The sequence below is a fragment of the Pseudomonas sp. R3-56 genome, from assembly GCF_051132075.1.
In the GTDB taxonomy this organism is placed as follows: domain Bacteria; phylum Pseudomonadota; class Gammaproteobacteria; order Pseudomonadales; family Pseudomonadaceae; genus Aquipseudomonas.
This window is the reverse complement of sequence record NZ_CP071657.1, coordinates 595,632-620,378: the sequence shown is the minus strand read 5'-3', so window position 1 is coordinate 620,378 and position 24,747 is coordinate 595,632. Positions and strand designations below refer to the sequence as shown.

Annotated in this window: 21 protein-coding genes; 9 read left to right on the top strand and 12 right to left on the bottom strand. The window is 61.6% G+C overall.

Annotated elements, in window-relative coordinates:
* Positions 1-53: 53 nt before the first annotated feature.
* The 9 genes from J3P96_RS02875 to J3P96_RS02835 form a co-directional block, all read right to left on the bottom strand.
* A complete protein-coding gene (locus J3P96_RS02875; RefSeq protein ID WP_434571435.1) occupies positions 54-872 on the bottom strand; it encodes a phosphoglycolate phosphatase in 819 nt (272 codons plus the stop codon).
* Entirely contained in the window at positions 869-1,543 is a 675-nt protein-coding gene (gene rpe / locus J3P96_RS02870; protein ID WP_434627731.1) for a ribulose-phosphate 3-epimerase, read from the bottom strand. Before rpe ends, J3P96_RS02875 begins: the two co-directional genes overlap by 4 nt.
* A gap of 78 nt (positions 1,544-1,621) precedes the next feature.
* Positions 1,622-2,770: an iron-containing alcohol dehydrogenase gene (locus tag J3P96_RS02865; RefSeq protein WP_434627729.1), complete on the bottom strand. Its 1,149-nt coding sequence runs from the start codon at positions 2,768-2,770 to the stop codon at positions 1,622-1,624.
* A 204-nt stretch (positions 2,771-2,974) separates the two neighbouring features.
* A complete protein-coding gene (locus J3P96_RS02860) occupies positions 2,975-3,799 on the bottom strand; it encodes an ABC transporter permease (RefSeq protein ID WP_305498415.1) in 825 nt (274 codons plus the stop codon).
* Positions 3,800-3,811: 12 nt separating this feature from the next.
* Positions 3,812-5,062, bottom strand: coding sequence for an ABC transporter permease (locus tag J3P96_RS02855; protein ID WP_434655234.1), 1,251 nt, complete (start codon positions 5,060-5,062; stop codon positions 3,812-3,814).
* Between the two features lie 226 nt (positions 5,063-5,288).
* Complete coding sequence (locus J3P96_RS02850) at positions 5,289-6,332, bottom strand: ABC transporter substrate-binding protein (RefSeq protein ID WP_003206153.1); 1,044 nt, start codon at positions 6,330-6,332, stop codon at positions 5,289-5,291.
* Positions 6,333-6,381: 49 nt separating this feature from the next.
* Entirely contained in the window at positions 6,382-7,506 is a 1,125-nt protein-coding gene (locus J3P96_RS02845) for an ABC transporter ATP-binding protein (protein WP_305498413.1), read from the bottom strand.
* 361 nt (positions 7,507-7,867) lie between these two features.
* Positions 7,868-8,497, bottom strand: coding sequence for a response regulator (locus J3P96_RS02840; RefSeq protein WP_047702279.1), 630 nt, complete (start codon positions 8,495-8,497; stop codon positions 7,868-7,870).
* A gap of 63 nt (positions 8,498-8,560) precedes the next feature.
* Positions 8,561-10,963 carry a PAS domain-containing sensor histidine kinase gene (locus tag J3P96_RS02835; protein ID WP_434655232.1) on the bottom strand — a complete coding sequence of 801 codons (2,403 nt, stop codon included), beginning with the start codon at positions 10,961-10,963 and terminating at the stop codon, positions 8,561-8,563.
* A 74-nt stretch (positions 10,964-11,037) separates the two neighbouring features.
* Here J3P96_RS02835 and J3P96_RS02830 point away from each other — a divergent pair, with 74 nt between their 5' ends.
* A complete protein-coding gene (locus J3P96_RS02830; RefSeq protein WP_434571421.1) occupies positions 11,038-12,027 on the top strand; it encodes an alpha/beta hydrolase family protein in 990 nt (329 codons plus the stop codon).
* Positions 12,028-12,196: 169 nt separating this feature from the next.
* Here the strand turns inward: J3P96_RS02830 and J3P96_RS02825 are convergent, their stop codons facing one another.
* From J3P96_RS02825 to J3P96_RS02815, 3 genes are read right to left on the bottom strand one after another with little or no spacing between them, the layout of a single operon-like run.
* The gene (locus tag J3P96_RS02825; RefSeq protein WP_434655228.1) at positions 12,197-12,964 is read right to left on the bottom strand and encodes a TerB family tellurite resistance protein; all 768 of its coding nucleotides are present in this window, start codon (positions 12,962-12,964) and stop codon (positions 12,197-12,199) included.
* Position 12,965: 1 nt separating this feature from the next.
* A complete protein-coding gene (murU, locus tag J3P96_RS02820) occupies positions 12,966-13,637 on the bottom strand; it encodes an N-acetylmuramate alpha-1-phosphate uridylyltransferase MurU (RefSeq protein WP_434655225.1) in 672 nt (223 codons plus the stop codon).
* On the bottom strand, positions 13,634-14,659 hold the full coding sequence (locus tag J3P96_RS02815) for an aminoglycoside phosphotransferase family protein (RefSeq protein WP_434655223.1): 1,026 nt from the start codon (positions 14,657-14,659) through the stop codon (positions 13,634-13,636). Before J3P96_RS02815 ends, murU begins: the two co-directional genes overlap by 4 nt.
* A gap of 130 nt (positions 14,660-14,789) precedes the next feature.
* Between J3P96_RS02815 and J3P96_RS02810 the strand changes: the two genes are divergently transcribed.
* The 8 genes from J3P96_RS02810 to J3P96_RS02775 all read left to right on the top strand — a co-directional run bounded on the left by J3P96_RS02810 (position 14,790) and on the right by J3P96_RS02775 (position 24,636).
* Positions 14,790-17,588, top strand: coding sequence for an LPS-assembly protein LptD (locus J3P96_RS02810; protein ID WP_434655221.1), 2,799 nt, complete (start codon positions 14,790-14,792; stop codon positions 17,586-17,588).
* On the top strand, positions 17,569-18,885 hold the full coding sequence (gene surA / locus J3P96_RS02805; RefSeq protein WP_305498405.1) for a peptidylprolyl isomerase SurA: 1,317 nt from the start codon (positions 17,569-17,571) through the stop codon (positions 18,883-18,885). Before J3P96_RS02810 ends, surA begins: the two co-directional genes overlap by 20 nt.
* Positions 18,882-19,871: a 4-hydroxythreonine-4-phosphate dehydrogenase PdxA gene (gene pdxA / locus J3P96_RS02800; RefSeq protein WP_434655219.1), complete on the top strand. Its 990-nt coding sequence runs from the start codon at positions 18,882-18,884 to the stop codon at positions 19,869-19,871. The genes surA and pdxA overlap by 4 nt, the downstream gene beginning before the upstream one ends.
* Positions 19,868-20,686 carry a 16S rRNA (adenine(1518)-N(6)/adenine(1519)-N(6))-dimethyltransferase RsmA gene (rsmA, locus tag J3P96_RS02795; protein WP_434571410.1) on the top strand — a complete coding sequence of 273 codons (819 nt, stop codon included), beginning with the start codon at positions 19,868-19,870 and terminating at the stop codon, positions 20,684-20,686. Before pdxA ends, rsmA begins: the two co-directional genes overlap by 4 nt.
* 109 nt (positions 20,687-20,795) lie before the next feature.
* A complete protein-coding gene (apaG, locus tag J3P96_RS02790; protein WP_305498400.1) occupies positions 20,796-21,176 on the top strand; it encodes a Co2+/Mg2+ efflux protein ApaG in 381 nt (126 codons plus the stop codon).
* The gene (locus J3P96_RS02785; protein ID WP_434571408.1) at positions 21,176-22,051 is read left to right on the top strand and encodes a symmetrical bis(5'-nucleosyl)-tetraphosphatase; all 876 of its coding nucleotides are present in this window, start codon (positions 21,176-21,178) and stop codon (positions 22,049-22,051) included. Before apaG ends, J3P96_RS02785 begins: the two co-directional genes overlap by 1 nt.
* A gap of 33 nt (positions 22,052-22,084) precedes the next feature.
* Positions 22,085-22,414, top strand: a complete 330-nt coding sequence (gene glpE, locus J3P96_RS02780) for a thiosulfate sulfurtransferase GlpE (protein ID WP_434655215.1) — start codon at positions 22,085-22,087, stop codon at positions 22,412-22,414.
* Positions 22,415-22,713: 299 nt separating this feature from the next.
* Positions 22,714-24,636, top strand: coding sequence for a PrkA family serine protein kinase (locus J3P96_RS02775; RefSeq protein ID WP_305498395.1), 1,923 nt, complete (start codon positions 22,714-22,716; stop codon positions 24,634-24,636).
* Positions 24,637-24,747: the final 111 nt, after the last annotated feature.

The following is a 24,747-nucleotide window of genomic DNA, read 5'->3' as shown; positions in this document are numbered from 1 at the left end:
GAGGAGCTGACAGTCAGGTATGCAAACGCGCCGGATAACCGGCCAGGATCACGTCAGGCGCGCCAACGCCAGCGGGCCAGGGCCTTCATGACTTTCATCCAGAGTTTGCGAGTGACCACCACGATGGCGTTTCCAGAAGAGGATTGAACAGCGTCGGGCAACGTTATCTCAGCGGCCGGGTCCAGGCAACCGGGAATTAGCAGGCGCAGATCATCAATCACCAATGTCGGAAATTCCTCGGCAATCGGTCGGCCATGATTGTAGCCGTAGCTCAGGGCAACACATTTGACCCCCGCGGCTTTCGCCGCCAGCACGTCGCTACGCGAGTCGCCGACAAACAACGATTGGGACGCCGGGATGTTGGCCATTTTCATGACGAAGAACAGTGCGGCCGGGTCGGGTTTTTTCTGTGGCAAGGTGTCGCCGCCGATGATCCAGCGGAAATAACGGCCGATCTTCATCTGATCCAACAGCGGCGCGACAAAACGCTCCGGCTTGTTGGTGATCAGCGCCATTTCCACGCCCTGCTTGTGCAACCATTTGAGGGTGGAGCGCACGCCCGGATAAACCACGGTCAGTTCGTGGTTGCCTTCATAGGCTTCGTTGAACAGCTCCAGTGCCCGCTCGGCCTCGGCCTCATCAACGCCCTGGGCATCAATGTGATTGGCCAGGGCCCGGCGCACCAGCATCGGCGCGCCGTTGCCGACCCACTGGCGCACCGCGTCGATGCCGGCAGGCGGACGCCCGAGCTGGAGCAGCATATTGTCCACGGCGGCCGCCAGGTCCGGGACCGAATCGACGAGCGTGCCGTCGAGATCGAACATCACCAGACGCGGCAGGCTGCCGGGAAACAGCTGCTCGAAGCCGCTCATGGACGTGCCAGGGCCAGTTCGGCGCGCATCTTTTCGATCACTGCCTGGTAGTCCGGTGCGTTGAAGATCGCCGAACCGGCGACAAAGGTGTCGGCACCGGCCGCGGCGATTTCGCGGATGTTGTTCACGTTCACGCCGCCGTCGATTTCCAGGCGGATATCCCGGCCCGAGGCATCGATCAGGGCGCGGGCTTCGCGCAGCTTGTCGAGCGTGCCCGGAATGAACTTCTGCCCGCCGAAACCCGGGTTGACGCTCATCAGCAGAATCATGTCGACCTTGTCCATCACGTACTTGAGTACGTCCAGGGGCGTGGCCGGGTTGAACACCAGGCCGGCCTTGCAGCCGCCTTCGCGGATCAATTGCAGGGAGCGGTCGACGTGCAGCGTGGCTTCCGGGTGGAAAGTGATGTAGGTGGCACCGGCCTCGATGAAATCACCGACGATGCGATCCACCGGACTGACCATCAGGTGCGCATCGATTGGCGCGGTGATGCCATATTTGCGCAACGCCGCGCAGACCATCGGGCCGATGGTCAGGTTGGGTACGTAGTGGTTGTCCATGACATCGAAGTGGACGATGTCGGCCCCGGCGGCCAGAACGTTATCCACTTCCTCGCCCAGGCGGGCGAAGTCGGCGGAGAGAATCGACGGAGCAATAGCGAAGGGCTGCATGACGCACCTGTTTTGAGCGAAATCACGATGGCGCGCATTGTATACCTCAAGATTTGGCGCGCCCACCGTGACGCACGATCAATACGCCGCTCGGTAGATCTTCTCGATATCGCCGGCGCTCAGCTTGCGCGGGTTGTTGCGCATCAGCCGCTCTATACCCGCCGCCTCCGCCGCCATGGACGGAATCACCTCCTCGGTGACGCCCAGGCCACTCAGGCCCTTGGGAATTTCAACCGCGGCACACAACGCGGCCATGGCCTCCACGGCCTCGTCCGCGGCTTCGATATCACTCAAGTGAGCCGTCTTGATGCCCATGGCTTCGGCAATATCGCGCATGCGCTCGACGCAGGCCATCTTGTTCCAGTGCATGACATACGGCAGCAACAAGGCATTGGCGACGCCATGGGAGACATGGAAACGCCCGCCCAGCGGATAGGCCAACGCATGCACGGCGCCGACCCCGGCATTGCCGAACGCCATACCGGCCATCAGGCTGGCGGTGGCCATGTCTTCACGGGCCTGCAAGTGGGACGGGTTGGCGTAGGCCTTGGGCAAGGCGCGGGTGATCAGCTTGATCGCGCCGATGGCCAGGGCATCGGTGATCGGCGAGGCGTTGAGTGACAGGTACGACTCGATGGCATGCACCAACGCATCAACGCCGCTGGCGGCGGTCACGCTGCGCGGACACGTCAGGGTCATCTGCGGGCTGACCAGCGCCACGTCCGGCAGCAGGAAATCACTGACGATGCCCTTTTTCAGCTGTGCGGCCTTGTCAGAGAGGATCGCCACGTTGGTGACTTCCGAACCGGTACCGGCGGTGGTGGGAATGGCAATCATGGGCGGACCTTTGCGCGGCACCTGATCGACACCGAACATATCCTGCAACTCACCGTGATAACCGGCATAAACGCCCACGCACTTGGCAATGTCGATGGCGCTGCCGCCACCCAGGCCGATGAGGCCGTCATGCCCGCCGTCGCGGTAGGCTTGCATGCAATCTTCGACGATGGCGATTTCCGGGTCGGGCATGACCCGGTCGAAAATCTCGTAGTCGCGCCCGCCCAAATGCTGCAGCGCCAGCTCCACGGTGCCCGACTTGACCAGCGCCGCGTCCGTGACGATCAACGGGTTATCGACATCCAGCCGTGTCAGCTCCGCCGCCAGTTGCTCGATGGCAGCGGCGCCGGTGATCAGTTTGTGGGCGATCTTGAATGAGGAAAGACTCATGTGCGCGGCCTCTTGTTCGAGTGGGGGCTGGCACAAGGATAGCTCGGTATTGGGGGGTGGTCTGTCATTCAGCTTATGAATGCACCGAGGAGCGGATGTGGGAGCGAGCCTGCTCGCGAAAGCGGACCGTCAGTCAACAATTATGTCGACTGGTACACCGCATTCGCGAGCAGGCTCGCTCCCACACTGGTTTTGCAGGGGGCCTCAGACTTGGGTCGTACGCAGCTTCTCGCTACGCCCACGCAGCCATTCCAGCGTCAGCAGCAGGATCACCGAGAAGGCGATCAACAACGTAGCCGCGGCGGCGATGGTCGGGCTCAGGTTCTCGCGAATACCGCTGAACATCTGCCGTGGCAGGGTCGCTTGCTCCGGGCCGGCCAGGAACAGGGTCACCACCACTTCATCAAACGAAGTCGCGAAGGCGAACAACGCACCAGAGATGACGCCCGGCGCGATCAACGGCAAGGTCACGCGACGGAACGCGGTCAATGGCGAAGCCCCGAGGCTGGCAGCAGCGCGGACCAGGTTGTGGTTGAACCCTTGCAAGGTCGCCGAGACGGTGATGATGACGAACGGCACACCGAGCACCGCGTGGACGATGATCAGCGAGAAGAAGCTGTTGCCCATCCCCAATGGCGCGAAAAACAGGTAGCTCGCGACGCCAATGATCACCACCGGCACCACCATGGGCGAAATCACCAGGGCCATCACCAGCGCCTTGCCCGGGAAATCACCACGAGTCAGGCCGATCGCCGCCAGCGTACCGAAGATCATCGCCAGCAGCGTTGCCGCCGGGGCCACGATGATGCTGTTCTTCAACGCCCGCATCCACTCGGCCGAAGCGAAGAAATCGTGGTACCACTGCAACGAAAAGCCCTGCAGCGGATAAACCAGGAAGCTGCCCGAGTTGAACGACAACGGAATGATCACCAGCACCGGCAGGATCAGGAACAACAGGATCAGCCCGCAGAGTATGCGCAAGCTGTAGAACCACACCCGCTCGACGGGGGACATGTAAGGACTCAGCATTTCGATCTCCCCTTAGCTCAGGCGCAGGCGACTGGCGCCCACCAGCCAGCTGTAAATCAGATAAAGCACGATGGTCGCCAGCAACAGCAATCCGCCGAGCGCCGTGGCCATGCCCCAGTTGATGCTGGTGTTGGTGTAGAACGCGACGAAGTAGCTGACCATCTGGTCGTTCGGGCTGCCCAGCAGTGCCGGGGTGATGTAGTAGCCGATAGCGAGGATGAACACCAACAGGCACCCGGCACCTACGCCGGCGTAGGTCTGCGGGAAATACACCCGCCAGAAACTGGCGAACGGGTGGCAGCCCAGGGAGATCGCCGCCCGCATGTAGGTGGGCGAGATGCCCTTCATCACGCTATAGATCGGCAGGATCATGAACGGCAGAAGGATGTGGACCATGGAGATGTAGACGCCGGTGCGGTTGAACACCAGCTCCAGCGGTTTATCGATGACGCCCATGGCCATCAGCGCGCTGTTGATCAATCCGCCCGATTGCAGCAGCACGATCCACGCCGCCACCCGCACCAGGATCGAGGTCCAGAACGGCAGCAGCACGAGGATCATCAACAGGTTGCTCTGGCGTGACGGCAGGTTCGCCAGCAGATAGGCCAGCGGATAGGCCAGCACCAGACAGATGGCGGTAATCACCAGGCCCATCCAGAAAGTACGGGTGAAAATATCCAGGTAGATCGCCTGGTCGGGGGTGGCCGGGGCCAGTTCACCTAGATCGTCGATGCGGTGATCGACGGCCGCCAGCAGGTAGTAAGGCGTGACATTGCTGGTGTTGCGCCGGATCACCTGCCAGTACGCGGGGTCACCCCAGCGTTCGTCGAGGCTCTCCAGTGCTTCTTTATAAGAGACCGGCTCGGTGGCGAACGGCAGCGCGCGAGCAGTCTTGGTCAGCAGGCTGCGGTAGCCGGCCAGTTCCATGTTCAGGCGCTTGGACAAATCGCCCAGGGTCTGATTCTTGCGGGCTTCGGCCAGATCTTCACTGGCAGCCTTGTACACCGGTTCGCTTGGCAAACCGCGTCCGTCCCATGCTGCGACGGCAGCGACAGTACGTGGCATGGCGCCCACCACTTCCGGGTTGCTGACGCTTTTGAACAGCAGCGCCACGATCGGCACCAGAAACACCAGCAACAGAAACAGCACCAGCGGCGCGATCAGGGCCTGGGCCTTCCAGCGGTTGAGCCGCTCGGCGCGCTTGAGTCGCTGCTTGAGGGTGGGGCTGGTGGTGCCCGCGTTCAGTGGAACGGCGATGGCCATGGCGAACTCCGCAAATCTCTTTGATCGTTACAGGGGCGGCGAGCCGCCTCTGTTCTTTTGAAACCGCAACCTGTGGTACGTGTGGTCGTGGCGAGGGAGCTTGCTCCCGCTGGGCCGTGAAGCGGCCCCAAAATTCTGTCGGCAATGCCAATTTTGTGAGTGCTGCGCACTCAAGCGGGAGCAAGCTCCCTCGCCACAAAAGCTCACCGCCACAGGAAGGCGCGGGTTACTTCGCCGCCCAGGAGTTGAAGCGCTGCTCCAGTTGCTCGCCGTTGTCAGCCCAGAAGCTGACGTCGATCTGCACCTGGTTGGCGATGTTTTCCGGGGTGGTCGGCATGTCTTTCAGCACATCCTTGGCCAGCAACGGCACGGCCTGGGTATTCGCCGGGCCGTAGGCGATGTTTTCCGAGTAGGTCTTCTGCTGCTGCGGTGCCACCGAGAAGGCGATGAATTTTTTTGCAGCTTCGGCGCGGGTCTTGTCCAGGCCACGCGGGATGGCCCAGGCGTCGAAGTCGTAGATGCCGCCGTTCCACACCACTTTCAGGTTGCTTTCTTTCTGTACCGCGGCGATCCGGCCGTTGTAGGCCGAGCTCATGACCACGTCACCGGAAGCAAGGTACTGCGGTGGCTGGGCACCGGCTTCCCACCATTGGATGTTCGGCTTGAGTTCGTCGAGCTTCTTGAAGGCGCGATCCTGGCCATCCTTGCCGGCCAGCACTTTATAGACGTCTTTCGGCGCCACGCCGTCGGCCATCAGGGCGAATTCCAGGGTGTACTTGGCGCCCTTGCGCAGGCCGCGCTTGCCCGGGAATTGCTTGGTGTCCCAGAAGTCCGCCCAACTGGTCGGCGCGGTCTTCAGTTTGTCGGCGTTGTAGGCCAGCACGGTCGACCACACGAAGAAGCCCACGCCGCAAGGCTGAATGGCGCCCTTAACGTAGTCTTCGGCCTTGCCGAACAGGGCCGGATCGAGTTGCTCGAACATGTCTTCGTCGCAGCCACGGGACAATTCCGGCGACTCGACTTCCACCAGGTCCCACGAGACGCTCTTGGTGTCGACCATGGCCTTGACCTTGGCCATTTCGCCGTTGTATTCGCCAGCCACGATCTTGCCGTTGCCAGCCGCTTCCCACGGTGCGTAGAAGGCTTTGACCTGAGCCGCCTTGTTCGCCCCGCCGAAAGACACCACGGTCAGGTCCGGGCCCGCCGCCATCGCGCTTGCCGCACCCATCATGCCCAGTGTCAGGGCGGTGAACTTCAGGGATCTCAACATTTATTGTTCTCTCCACGTGCAGGGTTGGTGTTGGTACAGCAGGGGGCGATCAATTCGCCTCTAGAAGCGGATCGAGCGCGCGTACGTGCTCGACCTGCCAGCCAAGCGGAACCACGTCCCCGACAGCAAGCCCGGGGTCGAGCTCGGCAATCGGTTGTTTCACGAAGAAGTCGTTCTTGCCGCAGACTTCGAGGCGAACCCGGACGTGGTCGCCCAGATAGATGAATTCCGCCACCCTCCCTGAGAAGCGGTTGATACATTGTTCGCTGGCGCCGTTGAGGCTCACCCGCTCCGGGCGGATCGACAAGGTGACGGGTTCGCCGGGCTTGCCGACATTGACCGCCAGGGCCTCGACCTTTTCGCCACGTCCCAGCTCCACCACGCAACGGTCACCGGTGTGACTGTGCAGGCGGCCGTTGAGGCGGTTGTTCTCGCCGATGAAGTTGGCGACGAAGGTGTTCTTTGGCTCTTCATAGAGCGTGCGCGGCGGGGCGATCTGCTGGATCTCGCCCTGGTGGAACACCGCCACGCGGTCGGACATGGTCAGGGCTTCGCCCTGGTCGTGCGTCACGTAGACCACGGTCACGCCCAGGCGCTGGTGCAGGTGTTTGATTTCCATCTGCATGTGTTCGCGCAATTGCTTGTCCAGTGCGCCGAGAGGCTCGTCCATCAGCACCAGTTGCGGCTCGAATACCAGCGCCCGGGCCAGAGCCACGCGCTGTTGCTGGCCGCCGGACAACTGCGCCGGATAACGTTGGGCGAAGGTGTCCAGTTGGACCATGCTCAAGACACGCTTGACCCGATCGCCGACATCGCTTTTGTTCAGGCCGCGTACGGTCAGCGGGAATGCCAGGTTTTCGGCGACGGTCATGTGCGGGAACAAGGCGTAGTTCTGGAACACCATGCCGATATCGCGCTTGTGCGGCGGCACGTTGTTGATGGAGCGCCCGGCCAGCTGGATCTCGCCGGCGGTCGGGGTCTCGAAGCCTGCGAGCATCATCAGGCTGGTGGTCTTGCCGGAGCCGGAAGGCCCGAGCAGGGTCAGGAATTCGCCTTTGCGAATGTCCAGGTTGAGGTCCTTGACGATCAGGTTCTCGCCGTCGTAGCTCTTTTGCACACCACGAAAGCTGACCAGCACATCACTGGCCCCCGCGCTTGAATCCACCTGGCTCATACCCGCACCTTTTGTATTGATGACTGCTTGTGAGTCAAGCCTAGTGGAGCCCGACACCCACGCAAATCGGGCCGCAGGAGAGAATCACCTCAGCCGGATGGAAGGGTCGGGGTAGGGATCGCCCTACAAGGATGGCGGGATTGGACAAGTGCGGCGGCGAGTTTCAAGCGGCGAGCTGCAAGCAGGGGCAAAAGCGCTGTTGGGGTGTGTCGCAAACAGGTATGCCAACAGTTCGCTCATGTGGGAGCGGGCTTGCTCGCGAAAGCGGTCTGACAGCCAAGCATTCGTCGACTGATACACCGCCTTCGCGAGCAAGCCCGCTCCCACACAGGCTCGCTCCCACCGGGGAATGGCGGGAGGCTTAGAGCAACTTGTGCTCCATCGCGTATTTCACCAGCTCGGCCAACGAGGTGATGTTGAGCTTCTGCATCAGCCGCGCCTTGTGGGTGCTGATGGTCTTGCTGCTCAGGGCGAGTTGCTGGGCGATGTCGTTGACGTTGGCGCCTTGGGCCAGGCGTTCGAAAACCGAGAATTCACGCTCCGACAGCAAGGAGTGCAGCGGCCGTGTGTCGGTCAGGCCCACTTCGAAGACCATGCGGTCGGCAAGGTCCGGGTCAATGTAGCGTCCGCCCGCCGCGACCTTGCGGATCGCCATGAGCAGCAAAGCGGGATCGCTGTCCTTGGTGGCGTAGCCAGCGGCGCCGACTTTCAAGGCCCGGGCGGCCATTTGCGCCTCGTCATGCATCGACAACACCAGGATGGCCGGCGGATTGTTCAGCGCACGGATCCGTGGGATTGCCTCAAGGCCGTTGACGCCCGGCATGGAAATATCCAGCAGCACCACTTCGCAAGGCACGTGTCGCAGGGTCTCGAGCAGCTGTTCGCCATTGCTCGCCTCCCCTGCCACCACCAGATCCTTGGCCAGGCCGATCAATTGCTTGATGCCTTCGCGCACGATGGTGTGGTCTTCAGCTACCAGTACACGGATCACGGCTCTTCTCCAGATTCAGAATCTCATGTGCGGGCAAGCTCTCGCCCACAGGTTTCGTGCAGGTCATTCAAGGTGCGGCTTGTCCAACGGCACCCGTACCGCCAGGGTCGTGCCCTCGCCCGGCTCACTCTCCAGGGTCAATTGCCCGCCCATGATCAACACGCGCTCACGCATGCCAACCAGGCCGAAGGAGGTTGGCCGCCCCGTGTCGGCAATAAATCCTACACCGTCGTCACTGATCGTCAGGCACAACTGGTCGCCCTCGCGTACCAGCGTCAGTTCCACAGTATGCGCCTGGGCATGGCGCATCACATTGGTCAGCGCTTCCTGGAGAATCCGGAACAGGCCGATGGCCTTGGCGTCGCTCAACGCCGGCAGGTTGTCCGGCACCTGCACCAGGCACGGAATCTGTGTGCGCGCCTCGAAACGGCGGGCCTGCCATTCGATGGCCGAGGCAATACCGGCATCGAGGATCGGCGGGCGCAACGCCGTCGCCACGTCCCGCACCAATTGGAACAACTGGGCAATCAGGCGCTTCATGCTGTTGAGCCGTTCTTGCAGGCCCGGGTCAAGTTGCGCGTAGGCCAGTTCGCACATCGACGTCTCCAGCTTCAACACCGTGAGCATTTGCCCCAGTTCGTCGTGGACTTCCCGCGCAATGCGCGCCTTCTCTTCTTCCCGTACGCTTTCCAGGTGCGCCGACAGTTCACGCAACTGCTCCCGGGAACTGGCCAATTCCAGCTCGACACGTTTGCTTTCGGTGATATCCCAGACAATGCCGTCCCAGACATAGGCGCCATCTTCGAGCCGACGCGTGATCGCCTTGATCTCGGCCCAGCGCTCCTGGCCTTCGCGAGTCAGGATGCGGCCTTGCCAGGACCAATCGCTGTCGCTGTCCAGCGCCTGGTCCTGGGTGCGGTGGTAATCGGCCTTGTCCTGCGGGTGCACCAGGCTGCGCAGCCCGGTATCGCTGCGGGCCAGTACCGCCGGGGCGTAGCCCACCAGGCTTTCGCTGCCTTCGCTGATATAGGCAAAGTCGATCTGGCCGGTCCCCGGTGCCCGCTCCAGGCGAAAGACCAGGCCCGGCACATTGGCGGCAATGCCCTGCAGCCGCGCTTCGCTTTCCCGCAGCGCCGCCAGCGCGCGGCGACGCTCGGTCACGTCATTGAGGTAGACCACCAGGTACTCCGCGTCACGAAAGCGCAGGAAACTCAGGGAAACGTCCGCCGGCAGGATACTGCCATCGGCCCGCACGCATTCGGTTTCGAAACTCTGCGGTCCGTCTTCGCTGGCACGGGCGCGCTTCCACAGGTTGAGCCAGCGGTCCATGTGCAGGCCCGGTTCGAAGTCGATCAGCGGCCGATCGATGATCGCGCCTGACGCATAACCCAGCATGGTTTCGGCGGCGCGATTGGCGTAGCGCACATGGCTGTCCCAATTCACCCAGAGGATCCCGACCGTGCTTTGATCGATGGAAAATTGCGTCAGGCGCAAGGCTTCTTCACTGGCGGCGCGCTGGGCGATGTCCTCGCGCGCCGAGCGCAGGCGCCGTTCCAGCCCGCGTTGCTGGCGGCGTTGCCAGAACACGATGGAGACACTGCACAGCAACAAGGCGAGCATCAGCAGGGTCAGGTTCTGCCAGAAGCCAGGCGTCTCGGTCAGGCGTGGGTATTTGGGCTTGATCCAGCGGTTGTGCAGTTGCTCCAGCTCCTTGGCGGGAATCGCCTGCAAGCCCTTGTCGACGATTTCGGCCAACTGCGGCCAGTCCCGGCGCGTGGCGACCCTGAGCAGTTGCGGCAGGCCGATGTCTCCCACCACCACCAATCCGGAAAACTCCGGCTCGACCATCAGGCGACCCAACTGTGCCTCGTCGATCACCGCGTAGCGTGCCTGCTGGCTCAAGAGCAGCTGCAGGGCCTGGCGTTCCATCGGCACGCCTTGCAGGTTCAGCATGGGGTAGTTGCTGCGCAGGTAATCGGCCGTGGCGCTGGGCATCCGCACGACAACCCGGGCCTGAGGGTCGAGCTTCTCCAACTCCACGCCTTCGGCGCCCTTCTGCTCGCCCACGATCAACTGCGGCACACGCATGTAAGGGTCGGAAAACTGCCAGAGCCGCAGGCCGACCGGGGTCTGGGTCAAGCCCGGCGCGACATCCACTTCGCCGTTGCGCACCGCGGCTTCGAGTTGCGCGACATCCTGGAAGTTGCGCCAGGTCAGCTCGACGTTCAGCGCCTTGCCCAGCCATTGCATCAATTCGACGTGGGTGCCGGACAGACGCTGCAAGCGCCGGTCGTATTGTGCGTAGGGCGCCTGCAGCACCAGGCCGACGCGCAACTGCGGATGCTCCGCCAACCATTGGCGCTGGCCCGCGCTCAACTGCACCGCCTGCGCCTGTGGCGCGGGTGCAGCCCACGCCATCAAGGGAAGCCATAGACAGCCGATAACCCACAGGCAAACACGCATCATCGAATTCTCACGCACTGACAAATACTGACCAACCCATTAGGCTGCCGGAAATACTTCTGGTCATGGAATATCCGATGTCTTTTGTTAACCGCCTGACACTGTCTGCATTGTGCCTGTCGCTGATCCTGCCGAGTGCATTTTCTGTACAGGCCGGTGAAACGACGCCCGCCGCGGGCGATCAACCCGCCGAGGCGAAACCGGCCGAGCGCCAGCCGTTGCTCGAGCGTAGCCAGGAAGAAGCCGCGGCGCTCGCGCGAAAAGTCCCAGCCCAGGAACAGCAACAGCTGCAAACCGGCAGCGATGCTTTCCTTGCCCTCTGGAAGCCGGCCAACACCAGCGAGCCCAAGGGCGTGGTCATCATCATCCCTGGCGCCGGCGAAACGGCTGACTGGCCGCAAGTCATCAGCCCGCTGCGCAAAAAACTGCCGGATGCCGAATGGAGCAGCCTGAGTATTACGCTGCCGGACATGCAGAGCGACGTTATCGCACCCCGCGCGGCGGAAACACCGCCGGAGACCAAGCCGGCCGACATCGCTGCGGCAGCCCCCGACGCAACCACCGCGGCCCCGATCGAGCAGGTCGCCGGCGGCGAGGCCGACGCGGCTGAGCCGGCCTCCGCCGAAACCGGCGAAGAATCCGACAAGGCCGACGCCGAACGGATTTTCGCCCGTATCGACGCGGCATTGGCCTACGCCGAGCAACAGAGCGCCCGCAGTATCGTCTTGCTGGGCCACGGCACCGGCGCCTATTGGGCGGCGCGCTATCTTGGCGAAAGACAACCCACGCAAATCCAGCGCTTCGTGATGGTCGCGGCCCAGACACCCGTTACCGCCAAGCCCGGCCTCGCCGAGCTGACGCCGAACCTGAAGCTGGCAACGGCAGACATCTTTTATATGGACAAACCGACGGACCGCAACGCGGCCCTGGAGCGCCTGCAAGCCAGCAAACGACTGAAAGGGTCGAGCTTCAGCCAGGTTTCCCTCAAGGCGTTGCCCAACGCAACGGCGCAGCAGGAACAGCTGTTTCGACGGGTTCGGGGGTGGTTGAGTCCGCAGACAGACTGATACCTCAAGTGAACCAGTACTGTGGCGAGGGGATTTATCCCCGCTGGGCTGCGCAGCAGCCCCACAACTTGTCGACGCCAGGGCCAGCCATGCCCCGAGATTGTTTTTGGGAGCGCTTCGCACTCCAGCGGGGATAAATCCCCTCGCCACGGCAGCTGCATCAACGGAGCTAGCGAAAATCCCTGCGCTCGCGAATCAAGCGATAGGCGTTGTGCAGCTCGCGGGTCTTGTCGGTTGCTTCGCGTACCTGCAAGGCTGTCGCCCCGCTGCCAGCGATCTTGTCCGGGTGATGACGACTGATCAGGCGGCGATAAGCCCGCTTGATTTGCGACGGTTCGCTGTTGGCCGAAACCCCCAAGAGCCGCAACGCCTCCTGATACGTCAAGCCACTGCTGGGCAGCCCCGGTTTCTGCGGCTCGTAGTCCATCGCCAAGGCCTGGACCTGCTGCGGCGTCCAACCCAGCCACTTACCCCACTGGGCGAGCAACTCACGTTCGGCTACACCGGCACGGCCGTCGGCCCAGACCATCCGCCAGCAGGCCCGAAGCACGCCTTCAGCCGCATGCGGCTGGGCACTCAGGCGACGTAGATAACCACGCAACCGGTCGTTTCCCGATTTGCCCCGATTAAAGGCCGCGATAGCCCGACGTTGCGCCGGTTCGCTCAAGTCCAGCGCGCGCATTTCCAGACGCGCCTGCTGGATGTGACCATCGACCACGCGCCCGTCGATCTTCGCCAGGCGACCGAGCAACACGAACAACAGTTCATCGTTGCGCAACGCCGGGCGCCCGCCCAGGCGCTCGCGCACCTGGGCCCAGCCGTGCAGATTCAGACGCCGGTCCAGCGCCTGCCCCAACAATGCGCCGAGCATGGCCCCCGGGATGCTGGCAATGGCAAAGCCCGCCCCCGCTCCAATCAGAGTCCCTGGCCACCACATATCAACAGCTCGCTTCTATCAGTTTTTCGACTTGCGACAAACGTTCGTGAGTACCCACATCGACCCAGCGTCCTTCCAGGCGCGAGCCGCTGACCTGCCCTGCGGCCATGGCGCGGCGAAACAGCGGGGCCAGCTTGAATGCGCCATCGGCGCAGCCGGCAAACAGCTGTGGATCCAGCACGGCGATGCCGCTGTATGTCAGCTTATCGGCACCAGGTTCGCCGTCATTAACCTGGCCGCCAGCCAGCATGAAATCACCCTCGGGGTGATGCTCCGGATTGTCCACCAGCACCAGGTGCGCCAACCCCTGGATCGGCTGGCGCAGGGCGCTGAAATCGTAATCGGTCCAGATATCGCCGTTGACCACCAGGAACGCATCGTTACCCAGCAGCGGCAGCGCGCGGAAAATTCCGCCGCCGGTTTCCAGCGGCTCACCCTCCGGCGAATAGCGGATCTGCACGCCAAACCGCGAACCGTCGCCGAGGTGATCTTCGATGTGCTGGCCGAGCCAGGCATGGTTGATCACGATTTCGGTGAACCCGGCCGCGGCCAATGCCCGCAGGTGGTACTCGATCAACGGGATGCCGCCGACGCGAATCAACGGTTTGGGGGTAGTGAGGGTCAGGGGCCGCATGCGCTCACCCTTGCCCGCCGCCAGGATCATCGCCTTCATGCGCTCGCTCCGTCCGCTTGGCACAGGCTGCGGAGCAACTCGTCCAACGGTGCGAGTTCCGGACGACGGGCAATGACCGCTTCTATATAGGCAAAGAAACGCGGCACGTCAGCCAGGTAACGTGGCTTGCCATCGCGATGGCAAATGCGCGCGAAGATTCCGATCACCTTGAGATGGCGTTGCACGCCCATCAGGTCGCTGGCACGCAGGAAATCCTCGAAATCCGGCTGGACCGGAATGCCGAGCGTGCCGGCCTGCCGCCAATAATCTTCCAGCCAGCCGCGCACGCGCTCTTCCGGCCAACTGAGGAAAGCGTCCTTGAACAGGCACGTCACGTCGTAGGTCACCGGGCCATAGACCGCGTCCTGGAAATCCAGCACGCCTGGGTTGGGTTCGCTGAGCATCAGGTTGCGCGGCATGTAGTCGCGGTGTACCAACACTTTCGGCTGGGCCAGGGCACTGTTGATCAGCAGGTCGGATGCCTGCTGCCACAGTTGCTGCTGGGCCGTATCGAACTCGATTCCCAGCTCACGCTTGACGTACCACTCGGGGAACAACTCCAACTCGCGGCGCAATAACGCGACGTCGTAGCTGGGCAGCGGCGCGACCATCGGCAACTGCTGAAAAGCCAACAAGGCTTGCAGGGCATCGCCGAACAGATCGTCGGCATTTTCGCCGTTGATCACGTCCAGATAGGTCTGGTTGCCCAGGTCATTGAGCAAAAGAAACCCGCGCTCGAGGTCTTCGGCATAAATTTTCGGCACGTTGATCCCGGATTTCGCCAGCAAAAAAGCAATATCCACGAACGGTTTGCAGTTTTCCTGGGGCGGTGGCGCGTCCATCACGATCAGGCTGCAGCCCTCACCCTGCCAGCGGAAGTACCGCCGGAAACTCGCGTCACTGCTGGCCGCGGTCAACGTGGCCGGGGGTACGGCGCCCCAGCCTTGCTGGGTGAAGAGGATTGGTAGCTGCTCATCGAGCCAAACTTTCAGGTGTTGCAAGCGTACATCTTGGTCAGGCATTGCAAGGGTCTCCGACGGCGCTAGCCGTCAAGCGGGTCATGCTTTATTATCCAGCATCTTTTTCAGACCATCGAGAGGCGTGCGGCCCACACCGCGGGCAGATGGCACGCAGGAAGCCCGGACTAATAAGATGGCATTGAAATCCCCCGCGTTTCGTAAAAAATTTCCGTTGCTGGTCACCGGCAGTCTGCTGGCTCTGCAACCCCTGGCCTCTTCATTCGTCGTCGCGGCGCAGCAGTATGACTGTTCCGTCTCCGCTTCGGGTGCCTGGGACTGTTCACCCAAAGCGCCGGCCGCTGCATTGCCGCCGCGCCCGGTGCATGAAGGCAGTGCGGTTGCCGACAGCGGCAGCGCTCCGGCCGACAGCGATTCGGGCGAGGTAGCCGGCGATAAGCCGATGCTCGTTACCGAATCCAAGGGCCGCGGCCTGAAGTCGCGCAGTGCAGACTACAGTCACCTGGACTGGGTTCCGCGCGCGAACCTCACGCCTGCGCAACTGGCTGAAACCGGCCCGTACTGCGCGGGCGCGTACATCGAGCCGTCTCGCCCAGGCATGAACGACAAGACCGCCAAGAGTGACGCTCCGACATTCCTCGGCGCCAAGGCTTCACGCTACGAGCAGGAACAGCAAGTGGCGACCCTGGCCGGTGACGTGGTCATGCGCCAGGGCAGCATGCAGGTCGAGGCCGACGAGGCCAGCCTGTACCAGGCCGAGAACCGCGGCGAGCTGAACGGCAACGTGCGAGTCCGCGACAACGGTGCGCTGATTGTCGGCGACCACGCCGATGTGCAGCTGGACACAGGTGAAGCCAAGGTCGACAACGCCGAATACGTGATGCACAAATCGCGCATCCGCGGTAACGCGCTGTACGCCAAGCGCGCCGAGAACGCGATCATCCGCCTCAAGGACGGTACGTACACCACGTGCGAGCCGGGCAGCAACGCCTGGACGCTCAAGGGCAACAACATCACCCTGAACCCGGCCACCGGCTTCGGCACCGCTACCAACGTGACGCTGCGGGTCAAGGACTTCCCGGTCCTGTATACGCCGTACATCTACTTCCCGATCGACGACCGTCGCCAGTCCGGCTTCCTGCCGCCGACCATCGGCAGCGGCAGCGACACCGGCTTCCTGCTGGTCACTCCGTACTACTTCAACCTGGCGCCGAACTACGACGCCACGTTGTACCCACGCTACATGAGCAAGCGCGGCCTGTTGATGGAAGGCGAATTCCGCTACCTGACCAAGTCCAGCGAAGGCCAGTTCGGCGCGGCGTACCTCAACGACGAAGAAGACGAGCGCGCCAAGCAGACCGACTACAGCAAGACCCGCTACATGTACAACTGGCAGCACAAGGGTGGGCTGGACTCGCGTGTACTGACAGAAGTCGACTACACGAAGATCAGCGATCCGTATTACTTCCAGGATCTGCAGACCGATCAGATCGGCGTGGAATCCAGGAATTTCGTGAACCAGCAGGGTGCGGTCAGCTACCGTGGCGATACCTACACCGCTCGGCTGAACGTCCAGGCGTTCCAGATGGCCACGATTTCCAACATCACGCCTTATGACCGCTTGCCGCAAATCACCTTCAACGGTTTTCTGCCACAGCATCCGTATGGTCTGGATTTCGCCTATAACACTGAGTTCGTGCGGTTTGACCGGGACCTGAGGAACGGCAACTACACGGATGAAAACGGTAATACCGAGCTGTTTCTGGATGAGAACGTCCGAGGCCTGGCCCGCGCGACCGGCGACCGGATAAATCTGGCCCCCGTTGTCAGCCTGCCGATGAATGCAAGCTATGGCTTCATCAAGCCCTCGCTCAAGTACCAGTACACCCAATATGATCTTGACCTGGATAGCCAGGGCAAACAGGACATCGCCAACCAGGGTGCTGAAGGTGATCGCCTGAACGGTACCTACAGTGGCAGCCAGAACCGTGGCGTCCCTATCGCAAGCATTGACAGCGGCCTGTACTTCGATCGCGACACCCAATGGTTCGGCAAGAATTATCGCCAGACCCTGGAGCCGCGCCTGTTCTATCTCTACGTGCCAGAGAAAGATCAGAGTGACATTCCAGTCTTCGACACCAGCGAAAGCACCTTCAACTACGCGTCGCTGTTCCGGGACAACCGCTTCTCCGGTTCCGACCGTGTCGGCGACGAGAACAAGCTGTCGCTGGGCGTGACCAACCGCTGGATCCAGGAAGACGGCTTCGAACGCCAGCGCATCAGCGTCGGCCAGGCCTTCTACTTCAAGGACCGCGAAGTCCAACTGCCAGGTATTGATTTCCGGACTCGCGAAGACGCCCATTCCAGCGTTTCGCCTTACGCACTGGAATACGAATACCGCTGGAACCGCGACTGGCGCACCACCGCCGACTACAACTGGGACCCGGACACCCACAGCCCGCGTTCGGGCAGTGCGATGTTCCACTACCAGCCTGAAGACAACCCGAACAAGGTCATCAACGCCGGTTATCGCTATCGCAACGACCTGGTCCGTTACGACGAAACCACCGGTCGCTGGCAAGTGGGTGGAGGCGACTACGGTACGCCGGGCACTCCTGGCTACGTGAAGGACTATTACAAGATCAAACAGCACGACTTCTCGGTCATCTGGCCGATCGTGCCGCAGTGGAACGTGATCAGCCGCTGGCAGTATGACTACAACCGCAACCGTACCCTGGAAGCCTTCGGTGGTTTCGAATACGACAACTGCTGCTGGAAACTGCGCCTGATCAACCGTTACTGGGTCGACTATGAAGAATTCAGTCAAGCCGCCCCGGAAAACGAAAAAGGCGACCACGGCGTCTTCCTCCAAATTGTTCTGAAGGGACTCGGCGGCCTCACCGGCGCCAAGGTAGAGAGCTTCCTCGACAAAGGCATTCAAGGTTATCGTGAACGTGAAGACCAAGCTTTCTGATTGTCTGCGCCCGCTGATGCTGGGCGCGCTGTTCCTGGGTACCGCGGCGAACGCCGCGGTACAGTCCATCGACAAGGTCGTGGCCATCGTCGACAACGACGTGGTCATGCAGAGCCAGCTGGACCAGCGGGTCCATGAAGTTCAGCAAACCATCGCCAAGCGTGGCGGTGGCTTGCCGCCACCGGGTGTGCTGGACCAACAGGTGCTCGAACGCCTGATCGTCGAAAACCTGCAGTTGCAGATTGGCGAGCGTTCCGGCATCCGCATCACCGATGAAGAACTGAACCAGGCCGTCGGCACCATTGCCCAGCGCAATAACATGACTGTCGACCAGTTTCGCGCTGCCCTGGCGCGCGATGGCCTGTCGTTTGACGACGCCCGCGACCAGATCCGTCGCGAGATGGTCATCAGCCGTGTGCGTCAGCGCCGCGTCGCCGAACGCATCCAGGTTTCCGAGCAGGAAGTGAAGAACTTCCTCGCCTCCGACTTGGGCAAGATGCAGCTTTCGGAAGAACTGCACCTGGCAAACATCCTGATTCCTACGCCGGAAAGCGCCAATTCGGAAGCGATCCAGAGCGCTTATCGCCAGGCAATGGACATTTACCAGCAGCTCAAGCAAGGCGCTGACTTCAGCCAGATGGCGGTAGCCCGTTCGGCCAGTGAAAACGCTCTGGAAGGCGGCGACATGGGCTGGCGCAAGGCCGCCCAACTGCCGCCTCCGTTCGATCGCGAGCTGAGCACCATGGCCGTGGGCGACATCACCCAGCCAGCCCGCACGCCGGGCGGCTTCATTATCCTGAAGCTGCTGGAAAAACGCGGTGGCGGTACCCAGGTGCGTGACGAAGTACATGTTCGTCATATCCTGATCAAGCCAAGCGAGATCCGCAGCGAGGCCGAGACCAAGCGTCTGGCCGAGAAACTGTACGAACGCATCACCTCCGGCGAAGACTTCGCCGAACTGGCGAAGAGCTTCTCGGAAGACCCGGGCTCGGCCCTGAACGGCGGCGACCTGAACTGGGTCGACCCGAACGCGCTGGTTCCCGAGTTCCGCCAGGTCATGGCCGAAACACCGCAAGGCCAACTGTCCAAGCCGTTCAAGAGCCCTTATGGCTGGCATGTCCTGGAAGTCCTTGGCCGTCGCGCCACCGACAGCACCACCCAGGCGCGCGAACAACAGGCGCTGACGGTATTGCGTAACCGCAAGTACGACGAAGAGCTGCAAACCTGGCTGCGCCAGATTCGCGACGAAGCCTACGTCGAGATCAAACTCCCTGGTGCAGACCAGGCAGCGCAGTGAAACCCAAGCGTTTCGCGCTGACTCCCGGCGAGCCTGCCGGCATCGGTCCCGACCTGTGCCTGCTGCTCGCCTCGCAAGTCCAACCACACCCCCTGATCGCCATCACCAGCCGCGACCTGCTCCTTGAGCGGGCCGCGCAGTTGGGGGTGGCCGTCGACCTGTTGCCAGTGACGCCGGACGCTTGGCCGGATGCCCCCGCTCCCGCCGGTAGCCTGTACGTATGGGATACGCCGCTGGGCGCACCTGTCACCGCAGGCCAGCTGGACAAGGCCAACGCAGCATTCGTGCTGCAGACCCTGACCCGCGCTGGCCAAGGCTGCCTGGATGGGGCTTTCGCCGGCATGATCACGGCGCCGGTACACAAGGGTGTGATCAATGAATCCGGCATCCCTTTTTCCGGACACACCGAATTCCTGGCCGACCTGACCCACACCCCGCAAGTGGTGATGATGCTCGCCACCCGAGGCCTGCGCGTGGCACTGGTCACCACTCACCTGCCCCTGCGAGACATCGCCGACGCCATTACCCCGGAACGCCTCGAACGCGTTACGCGGATATTGCACGCCGACCTCCAGGAAAAATTCGGCATCGCCCGGCCCCGCATCCTGGTGTGCGGGCTGAATCCGCATGCCGGCGAAGGCGGGCATCTGGGCCATGAAGAAATCGACATCATCGAACCCACACTGGAGCGCTTGCGCAGCGAGGGCATGGACCTGCGTGGCCCGCTGCCTGCCGACACTCTGTTTACCCCCAAATATCTGGAACACTGCGACGCGGTGCTGGCGATGTACCACGACCAGGGCCTGCCCGTGCTGAAATACAAAGGTTTCGGTGCGGCGGTCAACGTGACCCTGGGCCTGCCGATCATCCGCACCTCCGTGGATCACGGCACCGCCCTGGATTTGGCCGGCAGCGGCAGGATCGACACCGGGAGCCTGCAAGTCGCGCTGGAAACCGCCTACCAGATGGCCGAGACCCATTTATGACCGAGCAATACCAACACCGCGCGCGCAAGCGCTTCGGCCAGAACTTCCTGCATGACGCCGGCGTTATCGACCGCATCCTGCGCTCCATCAATGCCAAGCCCGATGACCGTATGCTCGAGATCGGGCCGGGCCAGGGCGCACTGACCGAAGGGCTGCTTGGCAGCGGCGCGCAACTGGACGTGGTGGAGCTGGACAAGGACCTGGTACCGATTCTCAACCAGCAGTTCGCCGGCAAGAGCAATTTCAACCTGCATCAGGGCGATGCGCTGAAATTCGACTTCAACAGCCTGAATGCCGCGCCGGGCAGCCTTCGAGTCGTGGGCAACCTGCCGTACAACATCTCGACGCCGCTGATTTTTCACCTGCTGAACAATGCCGGCCTGATCCGCGACATGCACTTCATGCTGCAGAAAGAAGTGGTCGAGCGTCTCGCCGCCGGGCCTGGCGGAGGTGACTGGGGTCGTTTGTCGATCATGGTCCAGTATCATTGCCGGGTTGACCACCTGTTCAATGTAGGCCCCGGTGCGTTCAACCCGCCGCCGAAAGTCGACTCCGCCATCGTCCGGCTTGTGCCTCATGCAGTCCTGCCGCATCCCGCCAAGGACCATCGGCTGCTGGAGCGTCTGGTACGCGAAGCGTTCAACCAGCGCCGTAAAACCCTGCGCAACACCCTGAAACTGTTGCTCAGCAGTGCCGAAATCGAAGCCGCCGGCGTCGATGGCAGCCTGCGTCCGGAGCAACTGGACCTCGCAGCCTTCGTCCGCCTGGCCGACAAGCTCAGCGAACAGGTCGCGCCAAATACCGACGCCATCTGACGTTCAATGGTCGCTATCGGGCAGTACGCCAGTCTGGTCTACTACCCGATACTTGGCCTAGACTGATTCCCTCAGTTACGCCCGCGTCCCGCTTCCAAGGCCCTTTTGCATGTCCGATCCCCGTTACCAGGTCGACGTCAGCGTCGCCACCCGCTTTCTCGCTGAACAGTCGCAACCCGAGCACAACCGCTTCGCCTTTGCCTACACCATTACTGTGCGCAACAACGGCTCGTTGCCAGCCCGACTGCTGTCACGGCACTGGATCATTACCGACGGCGACGGGCACGTCGAAGAAGTCCGTGGCGAGGGTGTGGTCGGTCAGCAACCGTTGATCGACGCAGGCCAAAGCCACAGCTACAGCAGCGGCACCGTGATGACGACCAAGGTCGGCACCATGCAGGGCACCTACCAGATGCTGGCCGAGGACGGCAAACGCTTCGACGCGGTCATCAAGCCCTTTCGCCTGGCGGTGCCAGGAGCGTTGCACTGATGGCCACGTATGCGGTCGGCGACCTGCAAGGCTGCCTCGACCCGCTCAAGTGCCTGCTGGAGCGGGTCGCCTTCGACCCACGTGAAGACACCCTGTGGCTCGTGGGCGACCTGGTCAACCGGGGGCCGCAATCGCTTGAAACCTTGCGCTTCCTCTACGGCATCCGCGATTCGCTGGTTTGCGTGCTGGGTAACCATGACCTGCACCTGCTGGCGGCCTGGCAGAACATCGAGCGCCTGAAGAAGTCCGATACCCTGAAGGAAATTCTCGACGCGCCTGATTGCGTCGAGCTGCTCGAATGGCTGCGCCAGCAGAAGCTCATGCACTACGACGAGGCGCGCAATCTGGCGCTGGTCCATGCCGGCATTCCGCCCCAATGGTCCTTGCGCAAGGCGCTCAAGTGCGCAGGCGAAGTGGAGCAGGCGTTGCGCGATGACAACCTCTTCGGCCCCTACCTGGATGGCATGTACGGCAACGAACCGGTGAAGTGGGACAACGACCTCACCGGCGCCGCCCGCCTCAGGGTCATTACCAATTATTTCACCCGGATGCGCTTCTGCACCCGTGATGGCAAGCTTGATCTCAAGGGCAAGGAAGGTATCGAAACCGCTCCGCCCGGCTATGCGCCCTGGTTCAAGCACAAGGAGCGCAAGACCCGTAACCTGAAGATCATCTTCGGCCATTGGGCCGCGCTTGAAGGCCAAAGCGACGAGCCAGGGGTCTTTGCCCTCGATACCGGCTGTGTCTGGGGCAGCGCGCTGACGCTGATGAACGTCGACAGCGGCGAGTTGCTGCGCTGCGATTGCGACGAGAAGGGGCATGCCAAACCCCATCAACCGACCACCGCATCATTGCCGGCCGGCACTGCCATTTGATCGGCTTTGCACTCAAGGCCACAGGAGTCCCGTATGACCGAATACAAACGCATCTCTCCCGAACAAGCCCAGGTCCTGCGTGAACAGGGTGCCGTCGTCGTCGATGTGCGCGACCCAGCCACCTTTGCGGCTTTGCATATCAGCGGCTCCAAGCATCTGGACAACCATTCGCTGGCCGACTTCATCCGTGCCGCCGACCTCGATGCGCCTACCGTTGTGGTCTGCTACCACGGCAACTCCAGCCAGAGCGCAGCGGGTTACCTGGTCAGCCAGGGCTTCAGCAATGTATACAGCCTGGACGGCGGCTTTGAGCTGTGGCGCACGACTTATCCTGACGAAACAGCGCAAAGCACTCACGAATAATTTTTTATGACAGCCAAGCCCACGAGAACCGCGGGCTTGGGCGATGGCAGACGAACGGTCTGCCATAACTAATTACGTATTCCACCTTTACCTCTCGGATTCCGAACTATCCTTAGCCTCAGGCCATCCAAAACAGGGGAGAGCCGGTACACCGGCGCGCGGGTCATCGGGAGTCAGCTTTCAGGAGCCAGTGTTCTTGAAAGCATTCTGGGGGGTAAACGGCAACTGGGTTCCCAGCGGCTGTCCAGCATCGACTGATTGATCCGACACCGGCTCCACGTATCGAGCGAGGTGACGTCATGAGTATTTTTAGCCACTTCCAGCAACGTTTCGAGTCCACGCGGCAGGAGGAGTACTCGCTGCAGGAATACCTCGAACTCTGCAAGCAGGACCGCAGTGCCTACGCATCGGCCGCGGAGCGTCTGTTGCTGGCAATCGGAGAACCGGAACTGCTGGATACCTCGACCAACTCGAGGCTCTCGCGGATCTTTTCCAACAAGGTGATTCGCCGCTATCCGGCCTTTGCGGACTTCCACGGGATGGAAGAATGCATCGAACAGATCGTTTCCTATTTCCGCCATGCCGCCCAAGGCCTGGAGGAGAAAAAACAAATCCTCTATCTGCTCGGCCCTGTCGGTGGCGGTAAATCGTCCCTGGCCGAGAAGCTCAAGCAACTGATCGAAAAAGTGCCCTTCTATGCCATCAAGGGTTCGCCGGTGTTCGAGTCCCCACTGGGGCTGTTCAACGCTACCGAAGACGGCGCGATTCTCGAGGAAGACTTTGGCATTCCCCGGCGCTATCTCAATACCATCATGTCGCCATGGGCTACCAAGCGCCTGGCCGAGTTCGGCGGCGATATCAGCCAGTTCCGGGTGGTCAAGCTTTACCCCTCGATCCTTAACCAGATCGCCGTGGCCAAGACCGAGCCCGGGGATGAAAACAACCAGGATATCTCTGCCCTGGTGGGTAAGGTCGATATTCGCAAACTGGAGGAATTCCCTCAGAACGACGCCGACGCCTATAGCTATTCGGGCGCGCTGTGCCGGGCCAACCAGGGCCTGATGGAATTCGTCGAGATGTTCAAGGCGCCCATCAAGGTGCTGCACCCACTCCTGACTGCCACCCAGGAAGGCAACTACAACAGTACCGAAGGGCTGGGGGCGATTCCGTTCAGCGGCATCCTGCTGGCCCACTCCAACGAGTCGGAATGGCATACCTTCCGCAACAACAAGAACAACGAAGCCTTCATCGACCGGATCTACATCGTCAAGGTGCCGTACTGCCTGCGGGTGACCGATGAGATAAAAATCTACGACAAGCTGTTATTCAACAGTTCGCTGTCCAAGGCCCATTGCGCCCCCGATACGCTGAAGATGCTGGCTCAGTTCACCGTGCTGTCGCGTCTCAAGGAGCCGGAAAACTCCAACATCTATTCGAAAATGCGCGTCTACGACGGTGAAAACCTCAAGGACACCGATCCTAAGGCCAAGTCGATCCAGGAATACCGCGACAACGCGGGCGTGGACGAAGGCATGAATGGTCTTTCCACGCGTTTCGCATTCAAGATCCTGTCCAAGGTCTTCAACTTCGACCCTCACGAAATTGCCGCCAACCCGGTCCATCTGCTTTATGTACTTGAACAGCAGATCGAGCAGGAGCAGTTCCAGGCTGAAACTCGTGAGCGGTACCTGCGCTTCCTCAAGGAATACCTGGCTCCACGTTATATCGAGTTCATCGGCAAGGAGATCCAGACGGCCTACCTGGAGTCCTACAGCGAGTACGGTCAGAACATCTTCGATCGTTATGTGCTGTACGCGGATTTCTGGATTCAGGATCAGGAATACCGTGACCCGGAAACCGGCGAAATCCTCAATCGCGTGGCACTGAACGAGGAACTGGAAAAAATCGAAAAACCGGCGGGCATCAGCAATCCGAAGGATTTCCGCAACGAAATCGTCAACTTCGTGCTGCGCGCCCGGGCCAACAACAATGGCAAGAACCCGACCTGGCTCAGCTACGAGAAGCTGCGGGTGGTCATCGAGAAAAAAATGTTCTCCAACACCGAAGACCTGCTGCCAGTCATCAGCTTCAATGCCAAGGCCAGCAAGGAGGACCAGCAAAAACACAACGACTTCGTTACACGCATGGTCGAACGTGGCTACACCGACAAACAGGTACGCCTGCTTTCCGAGTGGTACCTGCGGGTCCGTAAATCACAGTAGCGCAGCCACAAGCCGCAAGCGACGAGCTGCAAGCCAGAATCGCCTGAACGCCAGGTTCCGGGCGACCGCTTCTACTTGCAGCTCGTAGCTCACCACTTGAAGCTGCCCAGA

Excerpts from the sequence above, each read along its gene's own strand:
- rpe (WP_434627731.1), bottom strand. The coding sequence starts at position 1,543 with ATGCAGCCCTTCGCTATTGCTCCGTCGATTCTCTCCGCCGACTTCGCC.
- J3P96_RS02785 (WP_434571408.1), top strand. The coding sequence starts at position 21,176 with ATGGCCACGTATGCGGTCGGCGACCTGCAAGGCTGCCTCGACCCGCTC.
- rsmA (WP_434571410.1), top strand. The coding sequence starts at position 19,868 with ATGACCGAGCAATACCAACACCGCGCGCGCAAGCGCTTCGGCCAGAAC.
- J3P96_RS02815 (WP_434655223.1), bottom strand. The coding sequence starts at position 14,659 with ATGCCTGACCAAGATGTACGCTTGCAACACCTGAAAGTTTGGCTCGAT.
- glpE (WP_434655215.1), top strand. The coding sequence starts at position 22,085 with ATGACCGAATACAAACGCATCTCTCCCGAACAAGCCCAGGTCCTGCGT.
- J3P96_RS02860 (WP_305498415.1), bottom strand. The coding sequence starts at position 3,799 with ATGCTGAGTCCTTACATGTCCCCCGTCGAGCGGGTGTGGTTCTACAGC.
- J3P96_RS02855 (WP_434655234.1), bottom strand. The coding sequence starts at position 5,062 with ATGGCCATCGCCGTTCCACTGAACGCGGGCACCACCAGCCCCACCCTC.
- J3P96_RS02830 (WP_434571421.1), top strand. The coding sequence starts at position 11,038 with ATGTCTTTTGTTAACCGCCTGACACTGTCTGCATTGTGCCTGTCGCTG.
- murU (WP_434655225.1), bottom strand. The coding sequence starts at position 13,637 with ATGAAGGCGATGATCCTGGCGGCGGGCAAGGGTGAGCGCATGCGGCCC.
- J3P96_RS02810 (WP_434655221.1), top strand. The coding sequence starts at position 14,790 with ATGGCATTGAAATCCCCCGCGTTTCGTAAAAAATTTCCGTTGCTGGTC.
- J3P96_RS02775 (WP_305498395.1), top strand. The coding sequence starts at position 22,714 with ATGAGTATTTTTAGCCACTTCCAGCAACGTTTCGAGTCCACGCGGCAG.
- J3P96_RS02835 (WP_434655232.1), bottom strand. The coding sequence starts at position 10,963 with ATGATGCGTGTTTGCCTGTGGGTTATCGGCTGTCTATGGCTTCCCTTG.
- J3P96_RS02845 (WP_305498413.1), bottom strand. The coding sequence starts at position 7,506 with ATGAGCCAGGTGGATTCAAGCGCGGGGGCCAGTGATGTGCTGGTCAGC.
- J3P96_RS02875 (WP_434571435.1), bottom strand. The coding sequence starts at position 872 with ATGAGCGGCTTCGAGCAGCTGTTTCCCGGCAGCCTGCCGCGTCTGGTG.
- J3P96_RS02825 (WP_434655228.1), bottom strand. The coding sequence starts at position 12,964 with ATGTGGTGGCCAGGGACTCTGATTGGAGCGGGGGCGGGCTTTGCCATT.
- J3P96_RS02865 (WP_434627729.1), bottom strand. The coding sequence starts at position 2,770 with ATGAGTCTTTCCTCATTCAAGATCGCCCACAAACTGATCACCGGCGCC.
- J3P96_RS02850 (WP_003206153.1), bottom strand. The coding sequence starts at position 6,332 with ATGTTGAGATCCCTGAAGTTCACCGCCCTGACACTGGGCATGATGGGT.
- apaG (WP_305498400.1), top strand. The coding sequence starts at position 20,796 with ATGTCCGATCCCCGTTACCAGGTCGACGTCAGCGTCGCCACCCGCTTT.